The organism is Rhodococcus sp. MurmanLake-1 (assembly GCF_056945715.1).
Genome location: NZ_JBWZNF010000002.1, coordinates 165,817 through 189,007, shown reverse-complemented (window position 1 = coordinate 189,007; position 23,191 = coordinate 165,817). Strand labels below are relative to the sequence as shown.

Genomic DNA, 23,191 nt, shown 5'->3' with positions numbered 1-23,191 from the left:
CGCCTCTGACGCTACCCGTCTTTGTTCTTCCTATCTCGGTCCTTGCTCGGTTGAACACGTTTGGGTTCACCGGGCATTTTGGGATAGTTCGGGGGGTACGGCAGATCGCCCAGTCCTGCCGCCAGATCCCTCTCCCACATCTCCAGCAGAACGTCGAGGGCAAAGGCCTTGTCGTGCATCGCTTCCATCGGATCACCACGGTCGGCGAGCAGGCCGGGAACCGTGGCAATGGTGCAGTCGTCCGGATGCACGTCGCGCAGTTCGTCCCAGGTCACCGGCGTCGACACTGTTGCGATCGGAGTCTTACGGGCTGAGTACGCCGCCGCGATGGTCCGGTCGCGGGCATTCTGATTGAAATCGATGAAGATTCGCTCCCCCCGCTCTTCCTTCCACCATGCCGTGGTGGCGCGGTCGGCACTACGACGCTCGACTTCGCGAGCAAGCGCGATACCCGCGTGACGGACCTCGACAAAATCCCAGCGCGCTTCGAGCGGGATGTAGACGTGAAGGCCTCGGCCACCGGAAGTCTTGGGGAATCCTTCCAATCCCAACTCGTCGAGTAGCGGACGAAGGACTTCGTCCGCTATCGCTACGGCCTCGTCGAACCCGGTCCCCGGTTGCGGATCGAGATCGATGCGGAGCTCGTCCGGATGGTCGGTGTCCGGGCACCGCACGGCCCACGGATGAAACGTGACGGTACCGAGATTGGCAGCCCACACGATGTTCGCAGCACGGCGCACTCGAAGGACGTCGGCCTTGCGACCCGACGGAAACGTGACCTCGCAGGATTCGACGTGCTCTGGCCGCTTCGCCGGAAGCCGCTTCTGGTAGACCTCTTCGCCCTCGATGCCGTCGGGGAACCGCTGAAGATGTGTGGGCCGATCTCGGAGCGCACGCAACGCTGCACCCTGCAGTGCCACTGTTCGGTAGTACTCGACAAGATGCCGCTTGGTTCCGCCGTCCTCACCCAACTGCGGATAGTAGATCTTGTCCGGGCTCGACAACCGGACCGCGATCCCGTCGACGTCCAGTTCCTCTGCCGGGCTCGCCATCACTTACCGCCTGCAAGTACATCCGCGAAGTCGTATCGCACCGGAACCTCCAACTGATCGAATGTGCATTCGTCGGGCACCCTGTCCGGACGCCAGCGCAGGAACCGCGCGGCGTGTCGAAAGCGTTCCCCTTCCATCTGGTCGTACGCCACTTCGAGCACCCGCTCAGGACGAAGCGGAATCCAGGAGCGGTCTGCGGCCGATCTCCACCGGCTGGCCTCCCCCTCGGCCACTACGTCGTCCCCGAGGCGCAACGGTTCGAGGTCGGCCAACAACTCGATCCGCCGCGCCGCGGTGAAAGCAGAAGCGCCACCGACCATCTTCAATTCGGAACCGTCGTACAGACCAAGAAGCATCGACCCGATACCCGGCTGGCTCTTGTGGGGACGGTAGCCCAGCAGTACGACATCCGCGGTCCTGGCGTGTTTCACCTTGATCATCTCGCGTTTGTTCGGCAGGTACGGTCCCGCCAGCTTCTTGGCGACAACCCCGTCGAGACCCGCGCCTTCGAAGGTCTCGAACCAGGCCATTGCTTCGGTGCTGTCGGCCGTCGCTGCAGTGACGTGGCAACTCGGCCCGCCACCGACGCAATCGAGGAGCAACGCACGTCGCACACCGAAGTCCTCGATCGAGACGTCGCGATCCCCGAGCGCCAGTAAATCGAACCCGACAAATTGCGCGGGCGTCTGTTCCGACAACAATGCGACGCGACTCGCGGCGGGATGAATCCGCTCGGAGAGCGCTTCCCAACTCAGGCGCGTCACACCGTCGATCTCACGGGGAACCACCAGTTCTCCGTCCACCACACATTTTTCGGGCAATTCAGACTTGACGGCTTCCACCGCCTCGGGAAAGTACCGCGCCAAGTCCTTTCCTCCTCGCGACCCGAGTACCACTTCGTCACCATCACGAAAGATGATTGCTCGAAATCCGTCCCATTTCGGCTCGTACGACCACGTCGGGTCACCGGACTCGGGCTGAGGCGGCACAGTGGCCGCAGCCTTCGCGAGCATCGGGGCAAGCGGCGGCATCAGGGGTAGCTCCACCTACCCATACTGACAGTCCGGTTGGCAATTCGACTACCGATGTATTGGAATAGGTCCCGAACAATCTACGAACCAACAGAATTATCCAAGAATCAACAAAGGGGTCCTTATGTCCGGAATCGTCCGGCGACTTTGCACTGCGGTGATCGCAACTTCTGCAATCGCCGCCTTCACCGTCGGTTGCGGTTCCGACATCGAGCCGAAAGCCATTGCGGAATCGTCTTCCTCGGTTGCCGATTCGACCACTACCTCCGCGGCCCCGACCACCTCGAAGATCACCGGCCAGGAGGGCTCCGACGACGGCGGCGACGTCGACATCGACGTGTCGATCGGTGATTGCGTCAAACTCGGCGGTACCACGACGGCCGCGGAAATCGACAACGCGGACTGCGGTAGCAAGGATTCCAACTACAAGGTGGTCGCCAAGGTTCCCACCTCCGACCAGTGTGCCTCCGATGTCGACTCGTACTACTACGAGACCCTCGCGGGTGACGAGCAGGGCGCTGTCTGTCTCGACGTCGACTGGGTAGTCGGCGGATGCATGGACCTCGGCAGCGGAATGGATGAGCCCACCCGCATCGAATGCTCGGATACCAGCGGCACCAATGTAGTCGAGGTCGTCGAAATCCTGCAGAACTCCACGTCGATCGACGAATGCGGTTCGGGGGCAGACTCGGGATTCGAGCACCCGGAACGTAAGTTCACGGTCTGCGTCGCAACGCTCTGATTCGAGCGCCCTCCCGAAAAACACCTGTGCGCCTTGCCAACCGATCTCGGTTGGCAAGGCGCACAGCGCTTTCTACAGCCGGCGGTTTCTACAACCAGCCCCGACGTTTGAAGATCGTGTAGAGACTTCCACACGTCAAGAACATCATCGAGAGCGCAAACGGATAGCCCAAGTGCCAGTGCAGTTCCGGCATGTCGTCGAAGTTCATTCCGTACACGGTTCCGATGAGCGTCGGCGCGAAGAGAATTGCCGCCCACGCCGAGACCTTCTTGATCTCCTCGTTCTGCGCGTAACTCGCCTGCGTCAGATTGCGCATCTCCTCGTTCTGGTTCTGCGACACCAGAGTTGCGTTCACCGTGAGGATGTTTCCGAGCAACTGACGAAATCCGTCGGCCCGCTCCACCACAGTCGTCGCATGGTCGGTGACGTCGCGGAGGTAACGCTGGAGTTCCTCGTCCGTGTGGTACTTGTCGAATCCTGCCGACAACCCACGCAGCATCCCCAGCAGCGGACGAGTCGCCCGCTGGAATTCGATCACCTCACGGGTCAGTTCGTAGATGCGGCGCGAAACTCCGGGATCGCCACTGAACACTTCGGTTTCGATCTCGTCGATGTCGTTCTGCAGGCCGGCCACCACCGGGGCGTACCCGTCGACGACTGCGTCGAGAATGGCGTAGAGAACGGCCTCGGTACCCAACCGCAACAGGTCAGGATCGTTCTCCATGCGAGTCCGCACCGCCGAGAGATCCGGCGATTCACTGTGACGGACGGTCAGAATGAAGTTCGGACCACAGAAGATGTGCAACTCGCCGAATTCGACCCGCTCGGTCTCGTCGCGGTACCGCGCAGCACGCAGGACCACGAACAGTGTCTTGCCGTAGCGCTCGAGCTTCGGGCGCTGGTGCGCGACAATCGCATCCTCGACCGCCAGCTCGTGGAGATCGAAATGCTGTGCAGCGGCATACAACTGGGCGTCATCGGGCCGGTACATCCCGATCCACGCCATCGACTGCGAATCCGGAAGGCATGACAGTGCTTCCGCCAGCGTGGACGGCGACGCTATCCGCTCGCCGTCGCGGTACACGCCACTGTTGACGACGGTCGATTCGACGGGCGCCACCGCCTCGGGCGGGGCAGCCTTGACGACGGTGCGTGCGGCACGCGAGTGCCCGGGATGTGAGTCACCGAGACCCGCGGAACGACGTGGCAGTACCGACCGTGAACGACGAAATTCGCGCATGCTGAACAGCTTTCGAGGGAAGAGTGAACGACGACGCTTGCTTCACAGCAAAGCCGAAGCCGATGAACACACGATGAAGCTGCAGCAAAATACCGGAACAACCCGGGCGGCTACAGCTTCAGTTGGTACTCGGAGGTTGGCCACGCATTACAGCCACACCTCCTCTTCCCTGAATTCCTACGCAAGTCCGCGCACGACGCCAACATGCTACCCCGACTGTCAGAGCGGGACAAACCGAACGACAAGCCGCAGGACAGCACGAACCGGTCGGAGGAAACCCGCTCGACGAATGCAGCTTTCAGTCAGTTCGCAGCGCGCAATCCGCCGATCAAGAGTTCGACGATCTGGTCCGCCAACGACTCCGTCTCCGCCAAAGTCTGCCCTTCACGCCTTCGGTACCAGAGGTCGATGCCGTTGAGACTGCTGAGGAGTACTTTTGCCGCCATTCGCGGCGAGCTCGCACGAATGGAACCATCCGCGACACCTTCGGTCATCACGTCGACGAACAGATTCTCGTAGTCGAGTCGCAGCGAATTCAGTTCCACGAGGACTTGCTGTTGCCTCGGCTTGAGCGCGGAGTTCATCTGGCCCCGGACACCTTGGTGGATCGTGTGGTGGTACCCGAGATGTGTCATGAGATTGACCAGGTGGGCGTGCGACATCGCTTCGAGACGCGCGAGGCCGCTGTCTGCCCCGTCGATCCGAGACTCGACCTCCGCGCGGAGCAGGCTCATCCCGCGCTCGTAGATTGCCAGGTAGATGTCGAACTTCGAACGAAAGTGGTAGTAGACAAGACCTTTGGTGGCCCCGATTCGATCGGCCAGCAAATCCATGGTCGTGGCCGCGTAACCGTCTTCGGCAAAGGCGTCGGCGGCGCTGGTGATGATCGCGGATCGCACGTCCGGAAGATCACTACTCATTCGACTTCCACTCCCATTCGCACTGCCTGCCGGCCCTTGACTGTTTCCACGCTATCGCATAGTAATACTGAGTAGTATCCCAGATCAGAGAGGTTTTCCAATGTCGTTGGATTTTTCCGGCAAGGTAGCGATCATCACAGGCGCAGGCGGCGGACTCGGCCGTTCGCATGCATTGGCCCTCGCCGCACGCGGCGCACGCGTCGTCGTCAACGACATGGGTGGCTCGGTCAACGGCAGTGGCGGCGCTGATACCGCAGCAGCCAAGGTAGTGGCGGAAATCGTCGAGTTGGGTGGCGAGGCGATCGCGGACCACTGCGACATCACCGACGTCGACGCCGTTGCCGCCATGGTCGCGACGGCCCTGGACAAGTGGGGCCGCGTGGACATCCTGATCAACAACGCCGGAATCCTGCGCGACAAGTCCTTCATCAAGGCCGAGCTCGACGACTTCCGCAAAGTCATCGACGTGCATCTGATGGGTTCCGTCATCTGTTCCAAGGCAGTCTGGCCGCACATGGTCGAACAGAACTACGGACGCATCCTCATGACCACGTCGGCGTCGGGAATTTACGGCAACTTCGGCCAGGCAAATTACGGCGCCGCGAAGTCCGGCGTCGTCGGCCTGATGAACGTTCTCGCTATCGAGGGCGAACGCAAGGGCATCCGCGTCAACTCGCTGGCCCCGACCGCCGCGACCCGCATGACCGAAGACCTCCTCGACGAGAAGACTCTCGCTCTGCTTGCACCCGAATCGATTTCACCCGGCGCACTGTTCATGGTCTCCGATGACGCACCGACCAAGACCATCCTCAGCGCTGGTGCCGGTGTCTTCGCGATCGCTCGCATGGAAGAGTCGCAGGGCGTGTACATCCCCGAAGGCGCACTCTCCCCTGAGGTCGTCGCCGAACGGTGGTCCGAGATCAGTGACATGACCAATTCCGTCCAGGTGCCCGCGGCGTTCGATCAGACCCGCCGGTTCGTCGAGAAAGCTGTAGCCGAGCAGCCTGCCAACTGAGCAGGGCAACCAGCCAACTGATCGATCCTGCTCCCCCTAAGGTGTGGTGGTGACCACACCAACGGGAGTTTCGATCGTCGACATCGTCGACAGACTGGGAATGACGTTCCTCAGCGGAGGCGACACCGTCGACGACGCCCGCACTGTCAGCCGAGTGACCCTGCACGAAGGGTCCGGAGTCACGCAAGGCAGTGCGGGCGCCGTCGTGCTCGGCGCAGGACTGGCCGAGTCGGCCGACATTGCCACTGCAGTAAAAGAATACGGTTCGGCCGGAGCCGTCGCGCTGATCGTCAGGGAGCCATTGGCCGTCGACGAAAGCGTCGCACGGGCGGTCGCCGAAGCCGATATCGCACTACTGGGAATGGTCAAGGATGCAAGCTGGCTGCAAAGTGCGTCGCTGATCAACGAGATCCTCGAATCCGGCAACAACGGGGACCGCACGTCCGCCGCCGACGCCGACCTGTTCGATCTTGCCAACTCGATCGCTCAGGTATTGAACGGCCCGGTCACCATCGAGAATCAGTCGAGCCGGATCCTCGCGTTTTCGGCGGATCAAGCCTTCGGCGACGAGGCACGTAAGCAGAGCGTCCTCGGACATCAAGTGCCGCAGCACTATTCCGACCGGCTCAGGTCAATGGGGTACTTCAACAAGATCTACGGCTCTACCCTGCCGGTATTTCTACCGGGTATCGGGCCGGGCATCAGGCCCCGGGTCGGCATGCGAATACATGCGGCATCCCAGATCCTCGGTTCGATCTGGGTGATCTTGGACGAGGAGCCGAACGAATTGCAGGTGAAAACGCTCGTCGAGGCGGCGGGGGTAGCCGCGATGAGTTTGCTTCGCGCCAAGCTGGCCGCCGATTCCGCACGACGGCTGAGGTTGGGCGAGGTGATCACGCTACTGAGTGGCGGCACTTCGGCCAAGGAAGCGGCCGAGCGACTGGGCTACGGCCGCTCGAAAGCAAACGTACTTGCGGCCGGCTTCCGTAGCGGCGCCGGCGCATCGTTGGAGGCCGAAGCCGACGTCGATCAACTGGCCCTGACACTCAATACCTATCTCGACCAAGTATTTCCGTTGTCGGTGGCGGCAGCGATCGGTGGCACCGTCTACGCCGTCATCCCACACACCCGGCACCAGACCGACGACGACTACGTGCGTCGGATCGCGTCGGAGTTTGCAGACCGTTCCCGTTCGGAAAAGTCGGTGGTCATCGGAATCGGTGCGACAGTGGCCGACGTGATGACGCTGGAGAAGTCACGCGACGAAGCCGACCGAGCGCTTCGCGTTCTGAGGTCGACGTGGAATTCCTCGGGCCGGACCGTCGCGCGCGCCGACGACGTGCAGATCAATTCCCTACTTCTGCGCCTCTCCGACGCCCTGGCGGACGAGAACGAGACCGCGTCGGGTCCGCTCGCGGTACTGCGTGAGTACGACCGCACTCACGACATCAACCTCGTGGACACCCTTCGAGCCTGGCTCGACACGTTCGGCGACATTCCGGCGGCCGCGTCGTTGGTTCACATCCACGTCAACACGTTTCGATACCGCCTCAAGAAGCTTGCCGGGATTGCCGGAATCGATCTCGATGATCCGGAAACTCGATTCAGCCTGATGCTCCAGCTTCGTCTCTTCTATCCGACAGCGTTGTAGCGATCTACCAAGTCTCACGAAACATTCGTAAATCCGGACGATGTTCTCCTCCTTTTGTTGGGTGAGGATTCAAGCAATCGTTTATTGCTCCTGACCCGACAGACCTCGCGTCACTCGGGCGGGACTACACCTTCCGGAGGCACCATGAAACAACGGTCCTACGCACTGCTGGCTGCGGCAACTGGCACCGTTCTTGCCCTGACCGCGTGCTCATCGGGTGGCTCGTCGGGTTCGGGTTCGGGTTCGGGTGAACCCGTCACGGACGGCACCTTCAAATTGGCTCTCGTGGCCGACCCCGGCGCTCTGAATCCGCTGATGACGGCCGCATCGCCGGCGCACCAGCTGGCGCGTCTGAGCTACGACTATCTGCTCCACCCGGATCCCGATACCGGTGTCACCAAGCCCTGGCTCGCCGAGAAATGGGAAGAGACAACCACTTCCGCGTCCTTCACCATTCGCGACGGCGTCACCTGTACCGACGGATCCGCTCTGACTGCCCAGACTGTCGCCGACAACGTCAATTTCATCACCAACGCAGCAAACAAATCTGCTCTCCGCGGGGTGTACGCACCGGCAACTGCGAGCGCCACCGCCGACCCGGCGACGCGGACAGTGACGGTCACGACTCCGGAGCCCTCTCCGTTCCTGCTTCTCAACCTGGCGCGAATACCGATCATGTGCGAGGCCGGGTTGAAGGACCCGACGGCGGCAAACAAGACGACCTTCGGGTCGGGCATGTTCCAGATGACAGAGGCAGTCGCGAACGATCATTACTCCTACGTCCGGCGCGACGGCTACAACTGGGGACCGGACGGCACCACCTCGGATACGGCTGGAGTACCCAAGAATGTCGTCGCGTCCATCATCACGAACAACAGCACAGCGGCCAACCAGGTGTTGTCCGGTGATCTGAATGCCGCAGCAGTTTCGGGCCCCGACCAGGATCGCATGAACGCCGCGAACCTGGACACCGTCAAGCAGCCTGCTCCGGCGGGCGAGATGTTCTTCAACCACAGTCCCGGCAATCCGACGAGCGATCCTGCCGTCCGCAAGGCTCTGATCCAGGCTCTCAATCTCGACGACCTCGCCGAGATCTTCACGGCCGGTCGCGGAACCAGATCGACCACGATGGTGTCCATCGAACCGCGGGCCTGCATCTACGACTCTGTCGCCGGAAACCTGCCGGACTTCGATACCAGTGCAGCCGCAGCAACTCTCGAGTCTGCGGGCTGGAAGGTCGGCGCGGACGGTAAGCGCAGCAAGGACGGCACACCGCTCCGAATTCGGATGGTGTACGAGACGTTCGGTGACGCGACCGATGCTGCCGCCGACGTCGCGGTCAACGCGTGGAACGACCTGGGCGCCACCGTTGAACTCACCAGCGGCGACTCGAACAAGATTCTCGATGTAGCACTCAGCGGCAAGGACAACACGGCGTGGGATGTTGTCTGGGAGCCGATCAACGTCGCGCTGCCCAGCATGCTGGTCCCCTTCCTCTCCGGTCCTGTGCCCGCTGCGGGAATGAATTTTGCGTCGATCTCCAACCCGGCCTACGACGCAGCCGTCACCAAGGCTTCCGGGCTGACGGGCGAGGACGCTTGTGCCGCTTGGGCAGACGCTGAGTCCGAGATCATCAAAGCAAACTCGGCGGTACCTTTTGCCGACAAGATCACGACTCTCTACTTCAACAATGCGGGTCTTGCATTCGGCCGCAATTTCATCGGTTCGGCCCTGCGCCTGTACCAGTAGACCGCCGGTAGCGACCGGGGAAATCGTCGTGTTTCGCCGGTCGCTGTCGGTATACGGACAGGTATTCACCGATCCAGGCGGTTTTCGTGGGATCGGACGAAAATCGACCCGATTTTCGTGAGGATCGACAGAGATGCGCGTCACGTCATGCGCCAAGATTTAGCAGTCAACACTCAATCGCGCCCTCACGTTTTTCGCTCGGGCCCCAGCTCCATCCCGGAGGCACCATGAAACACCGCTCCTATCCAACACTTGCGGCAGCCGCAGGGCTCACGCTTGTGTTGTCTGCTTGTGGCTCGGGAGGCACGTCCTCGGGCGCCAGTGGCGGTGAACCGGCCACGGACGGGACCTTCCGTTTCGCCCTGCAGGCCGATCCGGGCGCACTCAACCCGATCATGTCGGCAGCGTCGGCGACCGCAGAGTTGTCGCGTTTGGCCTATGACTACCTCGTCTACCAGGATCCCGATACCAGTGAAGTCGGACCGTGGTTGGCCGAGAAGTGGGAAGAGACCCCGACCTCGGCGTCCTTCACCATCCGCGAAGGGGTGACCTGTACCGACGGATCCACGCTGACTTCCCAGACCGTCGCGGACAACATCAACTTCGTGGCCAATCCGGACAACGGTTCACAGTTGCGCGGGTCCTCCGTTCCGACCGGTGCCACTGCAACCGCCGACGCTGCAGCGCGCACCGTCACGGTCACCACTCCGGCGCCGAGCCCGTTCCTGCTTCTCAACGTCGGTCGCCTGCCGATCCTGTGCGAGGCCGGGTTGAAAGATCCGACAGCGTCGAACAAGAAGTCGCTCGGCACCGGCATGTTCGAAGTCACCGAAGTCGCCGCCAACGATCACTACACGTTCCAGCGTCGCGAGGGCTACAACTGGGGCCCCGACGACACGACCTCCGACACCCCGGGTGTCCCCAAGACGGTCATCGCCGCGATGTCGCCGAACGTGAGCACCGCCGCTAACCAGCTTCTCTCGGGTGAACTCAATGCAGCTCCGATCGCCGGTCCGGACAAGGACCGCGTCGCGGCAGCCAATCTGGACTCGGTCGGCCGTCCGCTGCCTTCCGGTCAGATGTACTTCAACCAGATCGCGAGTAATCCCACCAGCGATCCCGCAGTGCGCAAGGCCCTGATCCAGGCGGTCAATCTCGACGACCTCACTCAGGTCATCACTGCCGGACACGGAGTCCGGGCAACCAGTCTCGTCGCCGTCGAACCGCGCGCCTGCGTCTACGACTCCGTCGCAGGCAACATTCCGGACTTCGATCTCACTGCCGCCAAGGCAACACTGGACGCTGCAGGTTGGACCGCTGGTTCTGACGGCAAGCGAAGCAAGGACGGAAAGCCGCTCAATCTCCGTCTCGTGTACGACGGCACAGACGATCCGCGCAACGCAGCAGCAGAACTCGCTCAGTCGGCGTGGTCCGAACTCGGCGCAAACGTCGAGGTGATCGGCGGCGACTCGAACAAGATCATCGACGTCATCCTGAGCGGCAAGGACAACTCTGCCTGGGACATCGCCTGGGTCCAGATCAACTCCTCGCTGCCCAGCACCTTCACCGCCTACTTCACCGGTCCGGTTCCCGCTGCAGGCAAGAACTTCGGGTCGACAAGCAACCCCGCGTACGAAGCAGCAGCCACCAAGGCTTCCGGTCTGACCGGTAGCGACGCTTGCGACGCTTGGGCCGACGCCGAGTCGGAGCTCACCAAGACGATCTCCGCTGTGCCGTTCTCGGATTCAGTTATGAACGTGTACTTCAACAAGGCTGGACTCTCATTCGGTAAGTCGCTCAACGGTTCTGCGTTGCGCCTCTACCAGTAGGTCGCCCGCCCACTCTGAATATCTTCCCGCCCCAGCATCCCGCCCTCCGGAAAGACAGCCCATGAGTCAAACTATTGAAGCCGCGAAACCAGAAGCGGCGCCTCAGGCTCGAGCAAAGTGGCTCGAGTCCGACAGCTGGCCCGCATATCTTCTGCGTCGTTTCGGCACCTTCGTGATTTCACTCTGGGCGCTGGTGACTGCGGCGTTCCTGATGCTCCAACTGATTCCGGGCGACCCGGTTCGGTTGGCTCTGGGAATGAACGCACCGGTCGAACTGGTCGAGACAACGAGGTCTCAGCTCGGTTACGACCTTCCCTTGTGGCAGCAGTACTTCCGATTCGTCGGCGGGTTGCTGAGCGGGAATCCCGGTGACTCGATCACCTTGAGGACTCCGGTCTTCGAGGTGATCGCGTCCCGCCTCCCTGCAACACTCGAACTGGCTGTACTCACAGTGGTCACGGTGCTGCTACTGGGCATTCCGATCGGCCTCATCTTCGCTGCACTGACCCGCAACGGTCGACGACGCGGAGTCGAGATCGGTTACACCGCAACGTCAGGCACCATCGCCGTGATCCCCGAGTTCATGTTCGGTACGGCGCTGGTCTACCTCTTTGCCGTCACGTTCCCTGTTCTGCCCGTCGCCGGCCGAGGTGGACCGGAAAGCTACATCCTCCCGGTCGCGGCCATGTCGATCGGTGCCATCGCCTCGATGTCGCGCATCGTCCGTGCAGAGGCACTCGGCGTGTTGGACATGGACTACATCCGTACGGCGCGCGCCAAGCGAATGCCCGTGGCACGAATCTACTTCCGTCATGCAATGCCCAACCTCATGACGTCGACGCTGACGCTCGCCGGACTCCTCCTGGGTGGTCTGATTGCCGGCACCGTGCTCATCGAGAGCATCTTCGCCTGGCCCGGCATGGGCATGGCGCTGGTCAAGTCCATCACCGAGAAGGACTACCCGCTCGCCCAGACACTGGTCGTGATCTACGGCGCCATCGTCCTTCTCATCAATTTCATCGTCGACGTGGTGCTCGCTCTCATCGACCCACGATCCACAATTCGGGAGAACTGAGTTGAGCACCTCACCTACGGCCCCCACTGCGGCCCCCAAGACGCCCCCGCGACGACACTGGATCGTCGGAACGTTCCGCACCCCATTGGGAATCCTGGCCCTCACCTTCCTGACCGCTCTGATCGCCCTCGTCATCTTCGGACCGATGATCTGGGGTGACGCCGCTGTCGCAGCCAACCCGAAGGCACTCTCTCAGGGACCGAGTTCCGAGCACATCTTCGGCACCGACGCCGGCGGGCGTGACGTCTTCGCCCGCACGATGACCGCCGCGAGACTGTCGGTGCTCATGGCTCTCGGAGCCGTCGCACTCGGTGTCACAATTGGCCTGATACTCGGTACGCTCCCGACGCTCGCTCCCCGCTGGGTCGGACGAATGGTCGTGGCATTCCTCAACTTCGCCATCGCATTCCCCGGACTGCTCCTCGCGATCTTCCTGTTGGTCGTTCTCGGACAGGGTGCGGGCAGCGCGGTGATCGCCATCGGCCTCGCCCTGGCCTCGCCGTTCGCGAGGTTGACGTACGCACTGGCTTCGTCGGTCAACGGACGCGACTTCATCGACGCAGCACGCATCCTCGGGGTCACCAAGCCGGGGCTGCTGTTCCGCCACATTCTCCCCAATATCCGTGAACCACTCATCGTCAATGCCAGCATCGCTGTCGGCAGCGGCCTGGTGGTCTTCGCCGGACTCTCGTTCCTCGGCTTGGGCATTCAGCCGCCTGCATTCGACTGGGGCCGGATGCTCAACGAAGGTCTGTCGAAGATCTTCGTCAACCCGGCCACCGCGCTTGCCCCCGGCATCGCCGTCGTGCTCGCCGGCTTGACCTTCACGCTGCTCGGCGAGGCCATTGCTCGCGGCGCGGGAGTTCGCAGCCCGATCAGCAGTCGCCTGCCGAAGTGGAAGCCGATCAACCGGAAAACTGCCCAGGCCGATTCGGCGCCCAGTGACGAGGACGCAGTTCTCACCGTCCGCAACATGTCCGTCGCAGTCCCCGCGGGTGACGACTGGCGTCGCCCCGTCGACAACATCAGTTTTACAGTTCATCGCGGCGAAACCGTGGGCATCGTCGGTGAATCCGGCTCCGGAAAGTCACTGAGTTGCATGGCAATCGCGCAGCTGACCGACCACCCCACCGTGGTCGACGCCGGGCTCATCGAGTTCGACGGCACCGTGCTGATGAAGGACGGGAAGCGGCCGGACAACGCGGCTTCGCGCAAGGTTGCCCGCCAACTCGGCACACGTATGGCGATGGTGTTCCAGGATCCGATGTCGTCCATGAATCCGTCTCTCAAGGTCGGATACCAGGTCGCCGAGATCGGTTGGCTCCACGAAGGTATGAGCAAGGTCGACGCGAAGAAGGCGGCAGTCGAGCGACTGAACGCCGTCAAGATCCCCGACGCGCCCAGGCGTGCGAAGCAGTACCCCCACGAGTTCTCCGGCGGTATGCGTCAGCGCGCGATGATCGCCATGGGTCTGATGGGCAAGCCCGCTCTGATCATCGCGGACGAACCCACCACTGCGCTCGACGTGACCGTTCAGCGTGAGGTTCTCGGGCTGCTCCACGAGGTTCGCGAGGAAACCGGCGCCGCAATCCTTCTCATCTCGCATGATATGGCCGTCATCACCGGCATGTGCACCCGTGTCCTGGTCATGTTTGCCGGCGAAATCGTCGAAGACATCGCAGTCGACGATCTGATCGCCGGTCGTGCAAAGCATCCGTACACCCGCGCGCTGATCGCCGCGGTCCCCACCATGAGCACCGATCGCGACAAGCCGCTTGCCACCGTCGACGAAGCCTGGCAGGTGGAGAGCCTCGACGCCGAGGAGAGCACCGCCGACATCGAGTTGGAAGAACTGTTGGCTGTTGCAGAGGAGATCCGATGAGCAGGCTCGAATTCCGTGACGTCAACGTCCACCTCGGTAGCGGTTCGAAAAAATTCCACGCCGTCAAGAACATCAATCTCGACATCCCCTCCGGATCGGTGGTCGGTCTCGTCGGTGAATCGGGTTCCGGAAAGTCGACACTGGCGCGAGCAACTGTCGGCTTGGCCGAGCCCAGTTCCGGCCAGATCCTTCTCGACGGTGTGGACGTCGCTCACGCCCGCGGCGCGACCGCTCGTCTGCGCCACCGGATCCAGATGGTCTTCCAAGATCCGTACTCGTGCCTCGACCCGCGAATGACCATCGGCCAGTCACTCGCCGAGGCGCTGCGGTCCACCGAGCGTCGTGACAAAGCTCGCCGCAACCGCGGCGACCGCGCTGCCGAGGTGGCTCGACTCCTCACCACCGTCCAACTGCCGGTGGAGAAGGCGCACGAATACCCGTCGTCGTTGTCTGGTGGTCAGCGCCAACGCGTTGCCCTCGCGCGGGCTTTGGCAGCCGCACCGGCAGTTCTGCTTGCCGACGAAATCACCTCCGCTCTGGACGTGTCCGTGCAGGGCGCGGTTCTGAATCTGTTGGTGGATCTGCAGAAGCAGTTAGGTCTGACGGTTCTGTTCGTCAGCCACAACCTGGCGGTGATCCGCTATGTCTGTGACCACGTCGCAGTCATGCTCGGCGGCGAAATCGTCGAGCACGGGCCGGTTCTCGACGTGATCGATTCGCCCAAGGAGCCGTACACGGCAAAGCTGTTGTCCGCGATCCCGACCTTCGGGGAGCCGATGTTCCAATGACAACGCCGACCACTCTCGACTCCCCCGCTGCCGTAGCCCGTGCCGAAGAACGTCGTTCGGCGAGAATCCAGGATTACGCGTCCGTGGTCACACCGACCAGCATCGCCGTCTCAGCGTCGGGACGCATTGCATACGTACGTACCGAAGCGAATCCGGCCGCGGATACCAACGAGCACTCGATCTGGTTGGCTTCCCCGCAACTACAGCTCACCGCGGGACCTGCCGACACCTCGCCGGCATGGCATCCCGTTTCCACGCTGTTGGTCTTCGTTCGGCCGGATTCCTCGGGCACACCGCAACTGTGGAAGGTCGACGCCACCGGCGGGCCCGCCGTTCAGATGACCACCACGGCGCAGCTCCCGCTCGGCGCTGGGGCACCAGTGTTCTCTCCCGACGGTGCTCGAATCGCCTTCAGTGCCCCGGTCGACCGCACTGCCGCCGGATCGTCACACCTCTTGGTGGCGAAACGCCTCAACTACAAGGTCGACGGATCCGGTGTCCGGGGCAGCGTTCGGGCGCACTTGTTCGAGTTCGATCTGGCCGCCGGCTCGCTTCGGCAACTGACGGACGGCGATTGGGACGCTTCGCATCCCGCGTACAGCCCCGACGGCACCGAACTTGCTTTCACCGCGGCGATGGACGGCAATGCCGATCTGACACGGGCGAGCTCCGCGTGGACCGTATCGCTGACTGATCTCGCCTCGGCTCCGCGGATGCTGGGGCACGCACGCGGCATCGCCGGACCACTTACGTGGACACCTGTCGGCGACGCCGTCGTAGCAGTCGGTTGGCACACGCCGATCATTCACAACAACGAACTTCTTGTCCTGCACCGCGACCAGCGAGTGGAAGACCGCAGTCTGACATCCGAACTCGACCGAAACGTCATGCCTGGCGGGACCGGTTATCCCGGTGGCGCACCGTGTTTCACCGCCGACGGCGACATCGTCTTCTGCATCCGCAACCACGGCTCCACCGAACTGCACAAGGTCGATTTCGGATCAGGCTCCGTCTCAACACTTCTCACCGGAGAACAGACAGTGGTCTTCGGTCTTGCCCTGACGTCCGAGAAGGCCGTCGTCGCGCTTGCAACGGCGACGTCCTTCGGTGAGGTCGCCGTCATCGACCTCGAGACTCGTGCAGTCGAAACCGTCACCGAATTGAACACGGAACTGACAACTTCCGTCGCGTTTCCAGTCGCCTCCGAGCGTTGGTTCGACATCAGCGACGGCACCCGTGTTCAGGGTTGGATCTTGCGCGACCCGAACGTCACGGGCGCCGGTCCACTGGTTCTGGACGTCCACGGCGGACCACACAATGCCTGGACCGGTACACCCACCCCGATGCACGCGTACCACGCGGAACTGGTCGCGCTCGGATACACGGTCTTGATGATCAATCCGCGGGGAAGCGACGGCTACGGCAACGAGTTCTTCGACGGTGTGCGTGACGGTTGGGGTGAGGCGGATCGCGCCGACCTGCTCGAACCAGTCGAAACCCTTGTCGCCGAAGGGATGGCCGATCCGAAGCAACTGGTGCTCACGGGCTACAGTTACGGCGGATTCATGACGTGCGCCCTGACGTCCGTCACCGATCGGTTTGCCGTCGCAGTCGCTGGCGGCCTTGTCTGCGACATCGCGAACACGGCGGGCCCCTCGGACGAAGGCATCTTGCTGCAGACGGTCGAATTCGACCCGCAGTCATCTCGGGTACAGGAACTTTCGCCGCTGGGGCGAGTCTCCCAGGTGACGACACCGACGCTGATACTTCACGGCGGTAGCGACGTCCGCTGCCCGGTCAACCAGGCAGAACAGTGGTTCGGTGGACTGCGTTTGGCCGGCACCCCGACCGAACTGGTGGTCTTCCCGGGCGCGTCGCATGCCTTTGTGCTGACGGGTCGACCCTCCCACCGTCTGGATTACAGCACCCGTCTCGTCGACTGGATCGAACGTCATCTCTCGCCTACGCCGGCACTGACCACGGTCGATCCCGACTACTGGCAGTACCGACTCGACACCCTGAGCGCGAAGTACGGGGTACCCGGTGCTTCGCTCGGAATTCTGACCACTACCCGCAGCGGTTTCGACCGCACCGTGGTGACGTCCGGTGTCGTCAGTACCCGCACCGGTGTCGCGGCCACTCCCGACACGTTGTTCCAGATGGGTTCGATCAGCAAGGTCTGGACGGCCACCCTGATCATGCAACTCGTCGAAGAAGGATTACTGGACCTCGACTCGCCTGTCCGGAACATTCTGCCGGGCTTCGCAGTTGCCGACGCGGTAGCCACTGAAACGGTCACCACTCGCCACCTGTTGACTCACACCAGTGGCATCGACGGTGACGTCTTCATCGACGGCGGACGCGGCGACGACTGCGTCGAGCGATACGTCGCAGCCCTGACATCGACGGTGCAGCTCTTCGCACCCGGTACCGATTGGTCGTACTGCAACACCGGCTTCGTCATCGCCGGACGAATCATCGAGGTTCTCCGAGGCAAGAGTTGGGACGCGGTTCTGCGTGAGCGGATCATCGAGCCTCTCGGCCTGACCAAGACCACGACCTTGCCCGAGGAGACGGCACTGCACCGCGCTGCGGTCGGGCATGTCGGCGGTGCCGACAATCTCGCGCAGACACCACAATTCCTCATCCCTCGCTCGATGGGCCCCGCCGGTCTCATCAACAGCACCGCCGAGGACCTTCTTCTGTTCGCGCAGGATTCGATGCGCGAGGATCCGATTCTGCTTCAGCGGTCCACCCATCTGGCGATGCTCGAGGAGCGCCGCCAGATCGGAGAGGTGTCATCTGCAGACATCATGGGAACCACGTGGCTGCTGCACAATTGGGACGGGGTGCTGGCGCATGGCCACAACGGTGGAACCCTCGGACAGCAGTCCTTCTTGCGGGTGGTCCCGTCCTGCGGCATTGCGGTAGTCCTGATGGCCAACGGCGGTGCGATGGACGCTCTCTCGGGCGACCTTCTCGCCGAGGTGATCGGTTCCATCGGCGGCGTCGCCGTGACACCGGCATTTTCGCCTGGAGACCCCGCCACCCGCACCACGTCCTCACCTGAGGAACTCGATGCGCTGTGCGGTCTGTACCGCGATGCTGCTGCCGATTTCGTCCTGGAAAGAACCGGGAGTTCCTTGACGGCCCGCCGCACTGACCACATCGACCCTTCGGTCAACGCCGAAAGCGCAGAGTCCGTCTCTCTCAGCCTGATCGAAGTTCAGCCTGGAGTATTCGCGACCCAACTACCTCAATCAGCGGGTTGGATCCGGATCACTTTCTCCGACAACGGGAGTACACAATTGCTACACGTCGGAAGCCGCGCGTATCCGCGAGTGAACAACCGATGACCATTCTCCGCGATCTGGCCGCGCGCCAACTTCCTCAGATCCTCGAGGACGCCATCGCGCTCATCGAAGTCGAGTCGCCGTCGCACGATCTCGAAGCTGTTGCCCGAAGCGCGAAGTGGACGTCAGACCTTGTCCACGATCGACTCGGAGTGACACCGGAGTCGATAGTGACGGAAGGCCGAACCCATCTGGTGACCCGTTTCGGCAGCTCACCGACGCGGCTGATGCTGCTCGGTCACCACGACACCGTGTGGCCGATCGGAACCCTGACGCGCCTACCCGCAGCGGTCACCGACGGCGCACTTCGAGGTCCGGGTGGCCTCGACATGAAACTTGGTGTCGTTCAGGCAATCCACGCCCTCGCCATCGTCCGAGAGTTGCACGGCGACGATGCACTCGACGGAATCACACTCCTGGTCACCGGTGACGAAGAAATCGGTTCGCCCACGTCGCGGTCACTGATCGAGGAACTCGCGGCGGGCGCGGTACTGGTTCTCGAGGCCGGCGGTGACGGCGGCGAACTGAAGACTGTCCGCAAGGGAGTGTCGCTGTATCGGATCCATGTTGCCGGTCGCGCCGCGCACGCCGGGCTGGAGCCGGAAAAGGGCATCAACGCTGCAGTAGAACTGGCTCGTCTCGTGATCGCGATCAACGACTTGTCCTCGCCTGCGCAGGCAACCACCGTCACCCCGACTGTCATTTCGGCCGGAACCACCACCAACACCGTTCCGGCAGAAGCCTTTGTCGATGTGGACGTGCGCGCAACCAGCGCTGCCGAGCAGGAACGGGTCGATGCGAATATCCGAGCCCTGCAGGCAATCCACCCCGAAGCCGTAGTCACGGTCTCGGGCGGCGTCAACCGTCCACCTCTCGAAGCGACGATGTCCGCACCGTTGCTGGCGTTGGCGGAACGTGTTGCGCTCGAGCATGATCTGACTCCTCCCGTCGGGCTCGCCGTAGGCGGAGCCTCGGACGGAAACTTCACTGCCGGTATCGGTATCCCCACCCTCGACGGCCTCGGTGGCGTCGGCGGCGGTGCACACGCCGAGACCGAGCATGCGCTCGTGTCCGCAATCGCTCCGAGGACGGCGTTGGTTGCGGGCCTTATTCGTTCGATCACGTCTGAAGGGGGCCCTCGTGTCGAAAAGCAAAGCGGTTGAGTTTCGAGAGCTGGTCGACAATCGCGAAATAGCCGATCTTTCCGCCGTTTTCGATGAGATCTGGGCTACCAGTCCCGGACCGGCTCATTTCGGCACGGCGATGTTGGTTGCGCTTCATCACGGTGGTCACTACGTGGTGGGAGCCTTTTCCGAAGGCGAAATGATCGGTGGTTGTGTCGGATTCTTCGTCGAGCCTCTCGGCGAGGTTCTGCACTCACACATCGCCGGAGTACTACCGGGACACGCAGGCAAGGGAATCGGCCGCGCCCTCAAGCATCATCAGCGAGACTGGTGCATCGAGCGCGGTGTCAGGACGATCCGGTGGACCTTCGATCCACTGGTCGCACGAAATGCTTATTTCAACATTCAGCGTCTCGGTGCCGCACCGACCGAATACAACCCGGATTTCTACGGTTCGATGGCAGACGGCATCAACGCAGGCGACGCCAGCGATCGTATGCTCGTCAGTTGGGATCTCGACGTCGATGGATCTCCGAGTTCTGCTGTGGCCGTGAATGATACATTCAAGGTGCTTCAACCCACCGAGGACGGTACGCCTCGAATGCTCCCGATCCCGCCCGACTGCATCGATATCGCAGTCGGAATACCCCGAGACATAGAGCATCTGAGAACAGTCGACCGCGCCTCTGCCTTTGCCTGGCGACACGCGCTTCGCGAGTACCTCGAACCATTGATCGCCTCGAAGGAATGGCAATCGACCGGCTTCGACCCCAGCGGCTATTACACGTTCACGAAAATCTGCGAGACAACCGGAGAAGAGCAAGTCCATGCACATTGAGTCCGTCGAATTGCGCGAACTGCGCATCCCTCTCGTCTCCCCCTTCACCACGTCATTCAGCACCCAGCTCGAGCGCAACACCCTCGTCCTGAAGGTGAGCGGCACCACCGACGGCCCCAACGGTCCGGTGGAGACTGTCGGCTGGGGCGAGTGCGGTTCGCTGAGCGATCCGTACTACAACTCGGAGTACACCGCTGGTGCGCGGGCGATGCTTCGCGAGTATCTCGTTCCGACGCTACGTAAGTCGCAGTCGGATCAGCCGCTCTCGGCCGAGACGGTCGGCAGCGTACTTCACCACATCGTGGGTCACCAGATGTCCAAGTCGGCTATCGAAATGGCAATTCTCGATGCTGAATTGTGCGCTCGCGGACAGTCTTTCGCTCGGTACCTCGGTGCCACTCGCACGCGAGTTCCCTCGGGAGTGTCCGTCGGCATCCAGGACAGCATCCCTCAGCTGCTCGAGACCGTCGGCAACTATCTGTCGCAGGGGTACGTGCGAATCAAGCTGAAGATCAAGCCGGGCTGGGACATCGCTCCCGTGGCTGCGGTGCGCAAGGAGTTCGGCTACGACGTTCCTCTGCAGGTCGACGCAAATGCCGCGTACACCCTCGTCGACGCGCAGTTGCTCCGTCGCCTGGACGAATTCGCACTGCTCCTCATCGAACAGCCGCTGGCCGAGGACGATTTGGTGCAGCACGCCAAGCTCGCCCAGTCCCTCTCGACTCCGATCTGCCTCGACGAGTCGGTCGAGTCGGCCAAGGATGCGGCGGATGCCATCACGCTCGGTGCCGCTTCGGTCATCAACATCAAGCCGAGCCGTGTCGGTGGATATCTGGAAGCCAAGCGCATCCACGATCTCGCCTCGGCACACGGTATCGCGGTGTGGTGCGGCGGAATGCTCGAGACCGGAATCGGCCGCGCCGCCAACGCGGCCCTCGCGGCGCTGGACGGGTTCACGCTGCCCGGCGACATCTCGGCGTCCGATCGCTTCTACAAGGAAGACATCACCGAACCGTTTGTCATCGAGGACGGCCACATCGCCGTGCCGCAGGGACCGGGCTTCGGTGTGACTCCACGTGAAGACGTCATGGATCGCTTCACGGTCGGAACCGAGACTCTGTAGGTCCACACAGTCACGCAGCAGCCACCTCCACCTTCACCCGGCGGAGGTGGCTGTTCGTCGTTTCTGTCGGTAGGGAGGTGCATAGTGATTCGGACATGACGTTCTGCACCGAAAGGCCCCCGATGAGTAGCTGGTCCGATCGCCCGATCTGCGCGTTCGACCTCGAGACCACGGGGCGGGATCCGTCGAATGCTCGCATCGTCAGTGCCTGCGTCGCGGTCATCGACGGTTCGGATGTCGAAACACGCACGTGGTTACTCGATCCCGGCGTCGATATCCCCGCCGACGCTTCGGCTATTCACGGAATCAGCACCGAGTACGCGGCGCGGCACGGCCAGAACTACGCCGAGGGCTACGAAGAGATTCGCGATGCTCTGCACAATTCCTGGGCGCGCGATCACGCCGTCGTGGCGTTCAATGCCTCCTATGATCTGACGGTCATGCATGCCGAGGGTCTGCGCATCGGCAAGCCCGCATTCGTTCCCGGGTTGGTGATTGATCCGTACGTGATCGATCGGGCGATGGATACGTTCCGCAAGGGCAAGCGAACGCTTGCGGCTGTGTGCGAGCACTACGGAATTTCATTGGAGTCGGCGCACGAAGCCGAGGCCGATGCCAAAGCGGCGGCGGCGTTGGCCCGCGAGTTGGCCGTGCGGTTCCCCGACCTCCTGGGGCTCGACCTCATGGTCGATCAAGCCGATTGGCACGCCGAGCGCCAGCGTGATTTCGCCGAGTACCTACTCAGCCAGGGCCGGGATGTGGGAGACGTCAACGGTCAGTGGCCGATTCGCGTTATCGCCTGACCTCACCCCGCCGCGATCCTCGTCCCGACGGTATGGACGATCTGCACGTCCGGGTTCCACGGAATCAGCGCGTCGATCGACGCCTCCAGTTCATCCAGTGGGGGAAGGGTTTCCGGGCCGAGCACGTCTATGGTGGCGGTGCTGCCCTGCCAGGTGACATCGGTGACCTCGGCTCCCGGAGTGTCTGCGAGCCACTGTTGCGCCGCGCTCCCGATCTGCCTCGCCCACAACGACGACAGGGAGTTGCCGACCATCGGAATCGCGACGACGATCAACAGAGCGGCAAGCACGAGGTATGCCCGCCGCCGCGACGTCTTCAAGATCCCGGCGTCGCGCGCGTACCCAGCTGCGACGAACACGCCTGTCGCAGTGATGATCATGGCAACCACGTTCGATGTGAACAGTACAAACGCGCCCACAGCCAAACTCGGTGACCCCGAGCCGAGACAGACACCTACCACCGCCAACGGTGGGACAAGCGAAATTGCAATGGCGACACCGGGAAGTACGTCGCCGACATCTTTGCGCGCGATCGCGATGGCCCCGACCAAACCGGTCGCAAGTGCCGCCGTCAAGTCCATCAACGTCGGCGAAGTACGCCCAAGCACTTGGGAATTGGTCAGCACGTTGGAGGGATTCGGCAATACCTGAGCGAACGCGACACCCAATACGACGACGAGGCAGATACCACCGACCACATAGACCAGGCTCCGCCCGACCAAAGCGCCTTGGCCAGTTGTGATACCCAGCCCGACCCCGAGAATCGGCGTCGACAAGGGAGCGACGATCATCGCCCCGATGACGGTTGCCGTGGAATCGCCCACGACACCGGCCACGGCGATCACGGCAGACAGCGTCAGCATCACCCAGAAGGCGGATCGCTTCGAATCTCGGTCCCCCACCGAAAAATTGAGCTTTTCGTCGAGCTCCGCCAATGTGCGCCGTTGTGCTTGCGGAACCACCCCGTTCACGGTCG

Annotated in this window: 18 protein-coding genes; 13 read left to right on the top strand and 5 right to left on the bottom strand. The window is 62.4% G+C overall.

The window, feature by feature from the left end:
• Positions 1 to 11: 11 nt before the first annotated feature.
• Both ligD and AC2ETI_RS07185 read right to left on the bottom strand, forming a co-directional pair.
• Complete coding sequence (gene ligD, locus AC2ETI_RS07190) at positions 12 to 1,052, bottom strand: non-homologous end-joining DNA ligase (protein WP_483633719.1); 1,041 nt, start codon at positions 1,050 to 1,052, stop codon at positions 12 to 14.
• The gene (locus AC2ETI_RS07185) at positions 1,052 to 2,098 is read right to left on the bottom strand and encodes an ATP-dependent DNA ligase (RefSeq protein ID WP_483633718.1); all 1,047 of its coding nucleotides are present in this window, start codon (positions 2,096 to 2,098) and stop codon (positions 1,052 to 1,054) included. Before AC2ETI_RS07185 ends, ligD begins: the two co-directional genes overlap by 1 nt.
• 109 nt (positions 2,099 to 2,207) lie before the next feature.
• On the opposite strand from AC2ETI_RS07185, the gene lppU reads away from it, so the two are divergent.
• Positions 2,208 to 2,825, top strand: a complete 618-nt coding sequence (gene lppU / locus AC2ETI_RS07180) for an LppU family putative lipoprotein (RefSeq protein WP_483633717.1) — start codon at positions 2,208 to 2,210, stop codon at positions 2,823 to 2,825.
• Between the two features lie 88 nt (positions 2,826 to 2,913).
• On the opposite strand, the gene AC2ETI_RS07175 is transcribed toward lppU, so the two are convergent.
• Both AC2ETI_RS07175 and AC2ETI_RS07170 read right to left on the bottom strand, forming a co-directional pair.
• Positions 2,914 to 4,065, bottom strand: a complete 1,152-nt coding sequence (locus AC2ETI_RS07175) for a magnesium and cobalt transport protein CorA (RefSeq protein ID WP_007731382.1) — start codon at positions 4,063 to 4,065, stop codon at positions 2,914 to 2,916.
• Positions 4,066 to 4,367: 302 nt separating this feature from the next.
• Positions 4,368 to 4,985: a TetR/AcrR family transcriptional regulator gene (locus AC2ETI_RS07170; protein ID WP_020970727.1), complete on the bottom strand. Its 618-nt coding sequence runs from the start codon at positions 4,983 to 4,985 to the stop codon at positions 4,368 to 4,370.
• A 100-nt stretch (positions 4,986 to 5,085) separates the two neighbouring features.
• On the opposite strand from AC2ETI_RS07170, the gene AC2ETI_RS07165 reads away from it, so the two are divergent.
• The 12 genes from AC2ETI_RS07165 to AC2ETI_RS07110 all read left to right on the top strand — a co-directional run bounded on the left by AC2ETI_RS07165 (position 5,086) and on the right by AC2ETI_RS07110 (position 22,215).
• On the top strand, positions 5,086 to 6,000 hold the full coding sequence (locus AC2ETI_RS07165; protein WP_269576914.1) for an SDR family NAD(P)-dependent oxidoreductase: 915 nt from the start codon (positions 5,086 to 5,088) through the stop codon (positions 5,998 to 6,000).
• A 49-nt stretch (positions 6,001 to 6,049) separates the two neighbouring features.
• Complete coding sequence (locus AC2ETI_RS07160; RefSeq protein WP_037120543.1) at positions 6,050 to 7,651, top strand: PucR family transcriptional regulator; 1,602 nt, start codon at positions 6,050 to 6,052, stop codon at positions 7,649 to 7,651.
• A gap of 144 nt (positions 7,652 to 7,795) precedes the next feature.
• Positions 7,796 to 9,400, top strand: a complete 1,605-nt coding sequence (locus tag AC2ETI_RS07155) for an ABC transporter substrate-binding protein (RefSeq protein WP_134999050.1) — start codon at positions 7,796 to 7,798, stop codon at positions 9,398 to 9,400.
• A gap of 227 nt (positions 9,401 to 9,627) precedes the next feature.
• Positions 9,628 to 11,229 (top strand): ABC transporter substrate-binding protein, encoded by a 1,602-nt coding sequence (locus AC2ETI_RS07150; RefSeq protein ID WP_483633716.1) that lies wholly within the window; start codon positions 9,628 to 9,630, stop codon positions 11,227 to 11,229.
• A gap of 61 nt (positions 11,230 to 11,290) precedes the next feature.
• Entirely contained in the window at positions 11,291 to 12,304 is a 1,014-nt protein-coding gene (locus AC2ETI_RS07145) for an ABC transporter permease (RefSeq protein WP_019745232.1), read from the top strand.
• A 1-nt stretch (position 12,305) separates the two neighbouring features.
• Complete coding sequence (locus tag AC2ETI_RS07140) at positions 12,306 to 14,186, top strand: dipeptide/oligopeptide/nickel ABC transporter permease/ATP-binding protein (protein WP_020909058.1); 1,881 nt, start codon at positions 12,306 to 12,308, stop codon at positions 14,184 to 14,186.
• Positions 14,183 to 14,974 carry an ABC transporter ATP-binding protein gene (locus tag AC2ETI_RS07135; RefSeq protein ID WP_020970730.1) on the top strand — a complete coding sequence of 264 codons (792 nt, stop codon included), beginning with the start codon at positions 14,183 to 14,185 and terminating at the stop codon, positions 14,972 to 14,974. The genes AC2ETI_RS07140 and AC2ETI_RS07135 overlap by 4 nt, the downstream gene beginning before the upstream one ends.
• Entirely contained in the window at positions 14,971 to 18,330 is a 3,360-nt protein-coding gene (locus AC2ETI_RS07130) for a serine hydrolase (protein WP_483633715.1), read from the top strand. The genes AC2ETI_RS07135 and AC2ETI_RS07130 overlap by 4 nt, the downstream gene beginning before the upstream one ends.
• Positions 18,327 to 19,490, top strand: coding sequence for a M20/M25/M40 family metallo-hydrolase (locus tag AC2ETI_RS07125; RefSeq protein ID WP_483633714.1), 1,164 nt, complete (start codon positions 18,327 to 18,329; stop codon positions 19,488 to 19,490). The genes AC2ETI_RS07130 and AC2ETI_RS07125 overlap by 4 nt, the downstream gene beginning before the upstream one ends.
• The gene (locus tag AC2ETI_RS07120) at positions 19,468 to 20,289 is read left to right on the top strand and encodes a GNAT family N-acetyltransferase (RefSeq protein ID WP_029256203.1); all 822 of its coding nucleotides are present in this window, start codon (positions 19,468 to 19,470) and stop codon (positions 20,287 to 20,289) included. The genes AC2ETI_RS07125 and AC2ETI_RS07120 overlap by 23 nt, the downstream gene beginning before the upstream one ends.
• A complete protein-coding gene (gene menC / locus AC2ETI_RS07115) occupies positions 20,279 to 21,412 on the top strand; it encodes an o-succinylbenzoate synthase (RefSeq protein ID WP_483633713.1) in 1,134 nt (377 codons plus the stop codon). The genes AC2ETI_RS07120 and menC overlap by 11 nt, the downstream gene beginning before the upstream one ends.
• Positions 21,413 to 21,534: 122 nt before the next feature.
• Positions 21,535 to 22,215: a 3'-5' exonuclease gene (locus AC2ETI_RS07110; protein WP_290286905.1), complete on the top strand. Its 681-nt coding sequence runs from the start codon at positions 21,535 to 21,537 to the stop codon at positions 22,213 to 22,215.
• 2 nt (positions 22,216 to 22,217) lie between these two features.
• On the opposite strand, the gene AC2ETI_RS07105 is transcribed toward AC2ETI_RS07110, so the two are convergent.
• Positions 22,218 to 23,186 carry a TIGR00341 family protein gene (locus AC2ETI_RS07105; protein WP_019745238.1) on the bottom strand — a complete coding sequence of 323 codons (969 nt, stop codon included), beginning with the start codon at positions 23,184 to 23,186 and terminating at the stop codon, positions 22,218 to 22,220.
• Positions 23,187 to 23,191 lie beyond the last annotated feature (5 nt).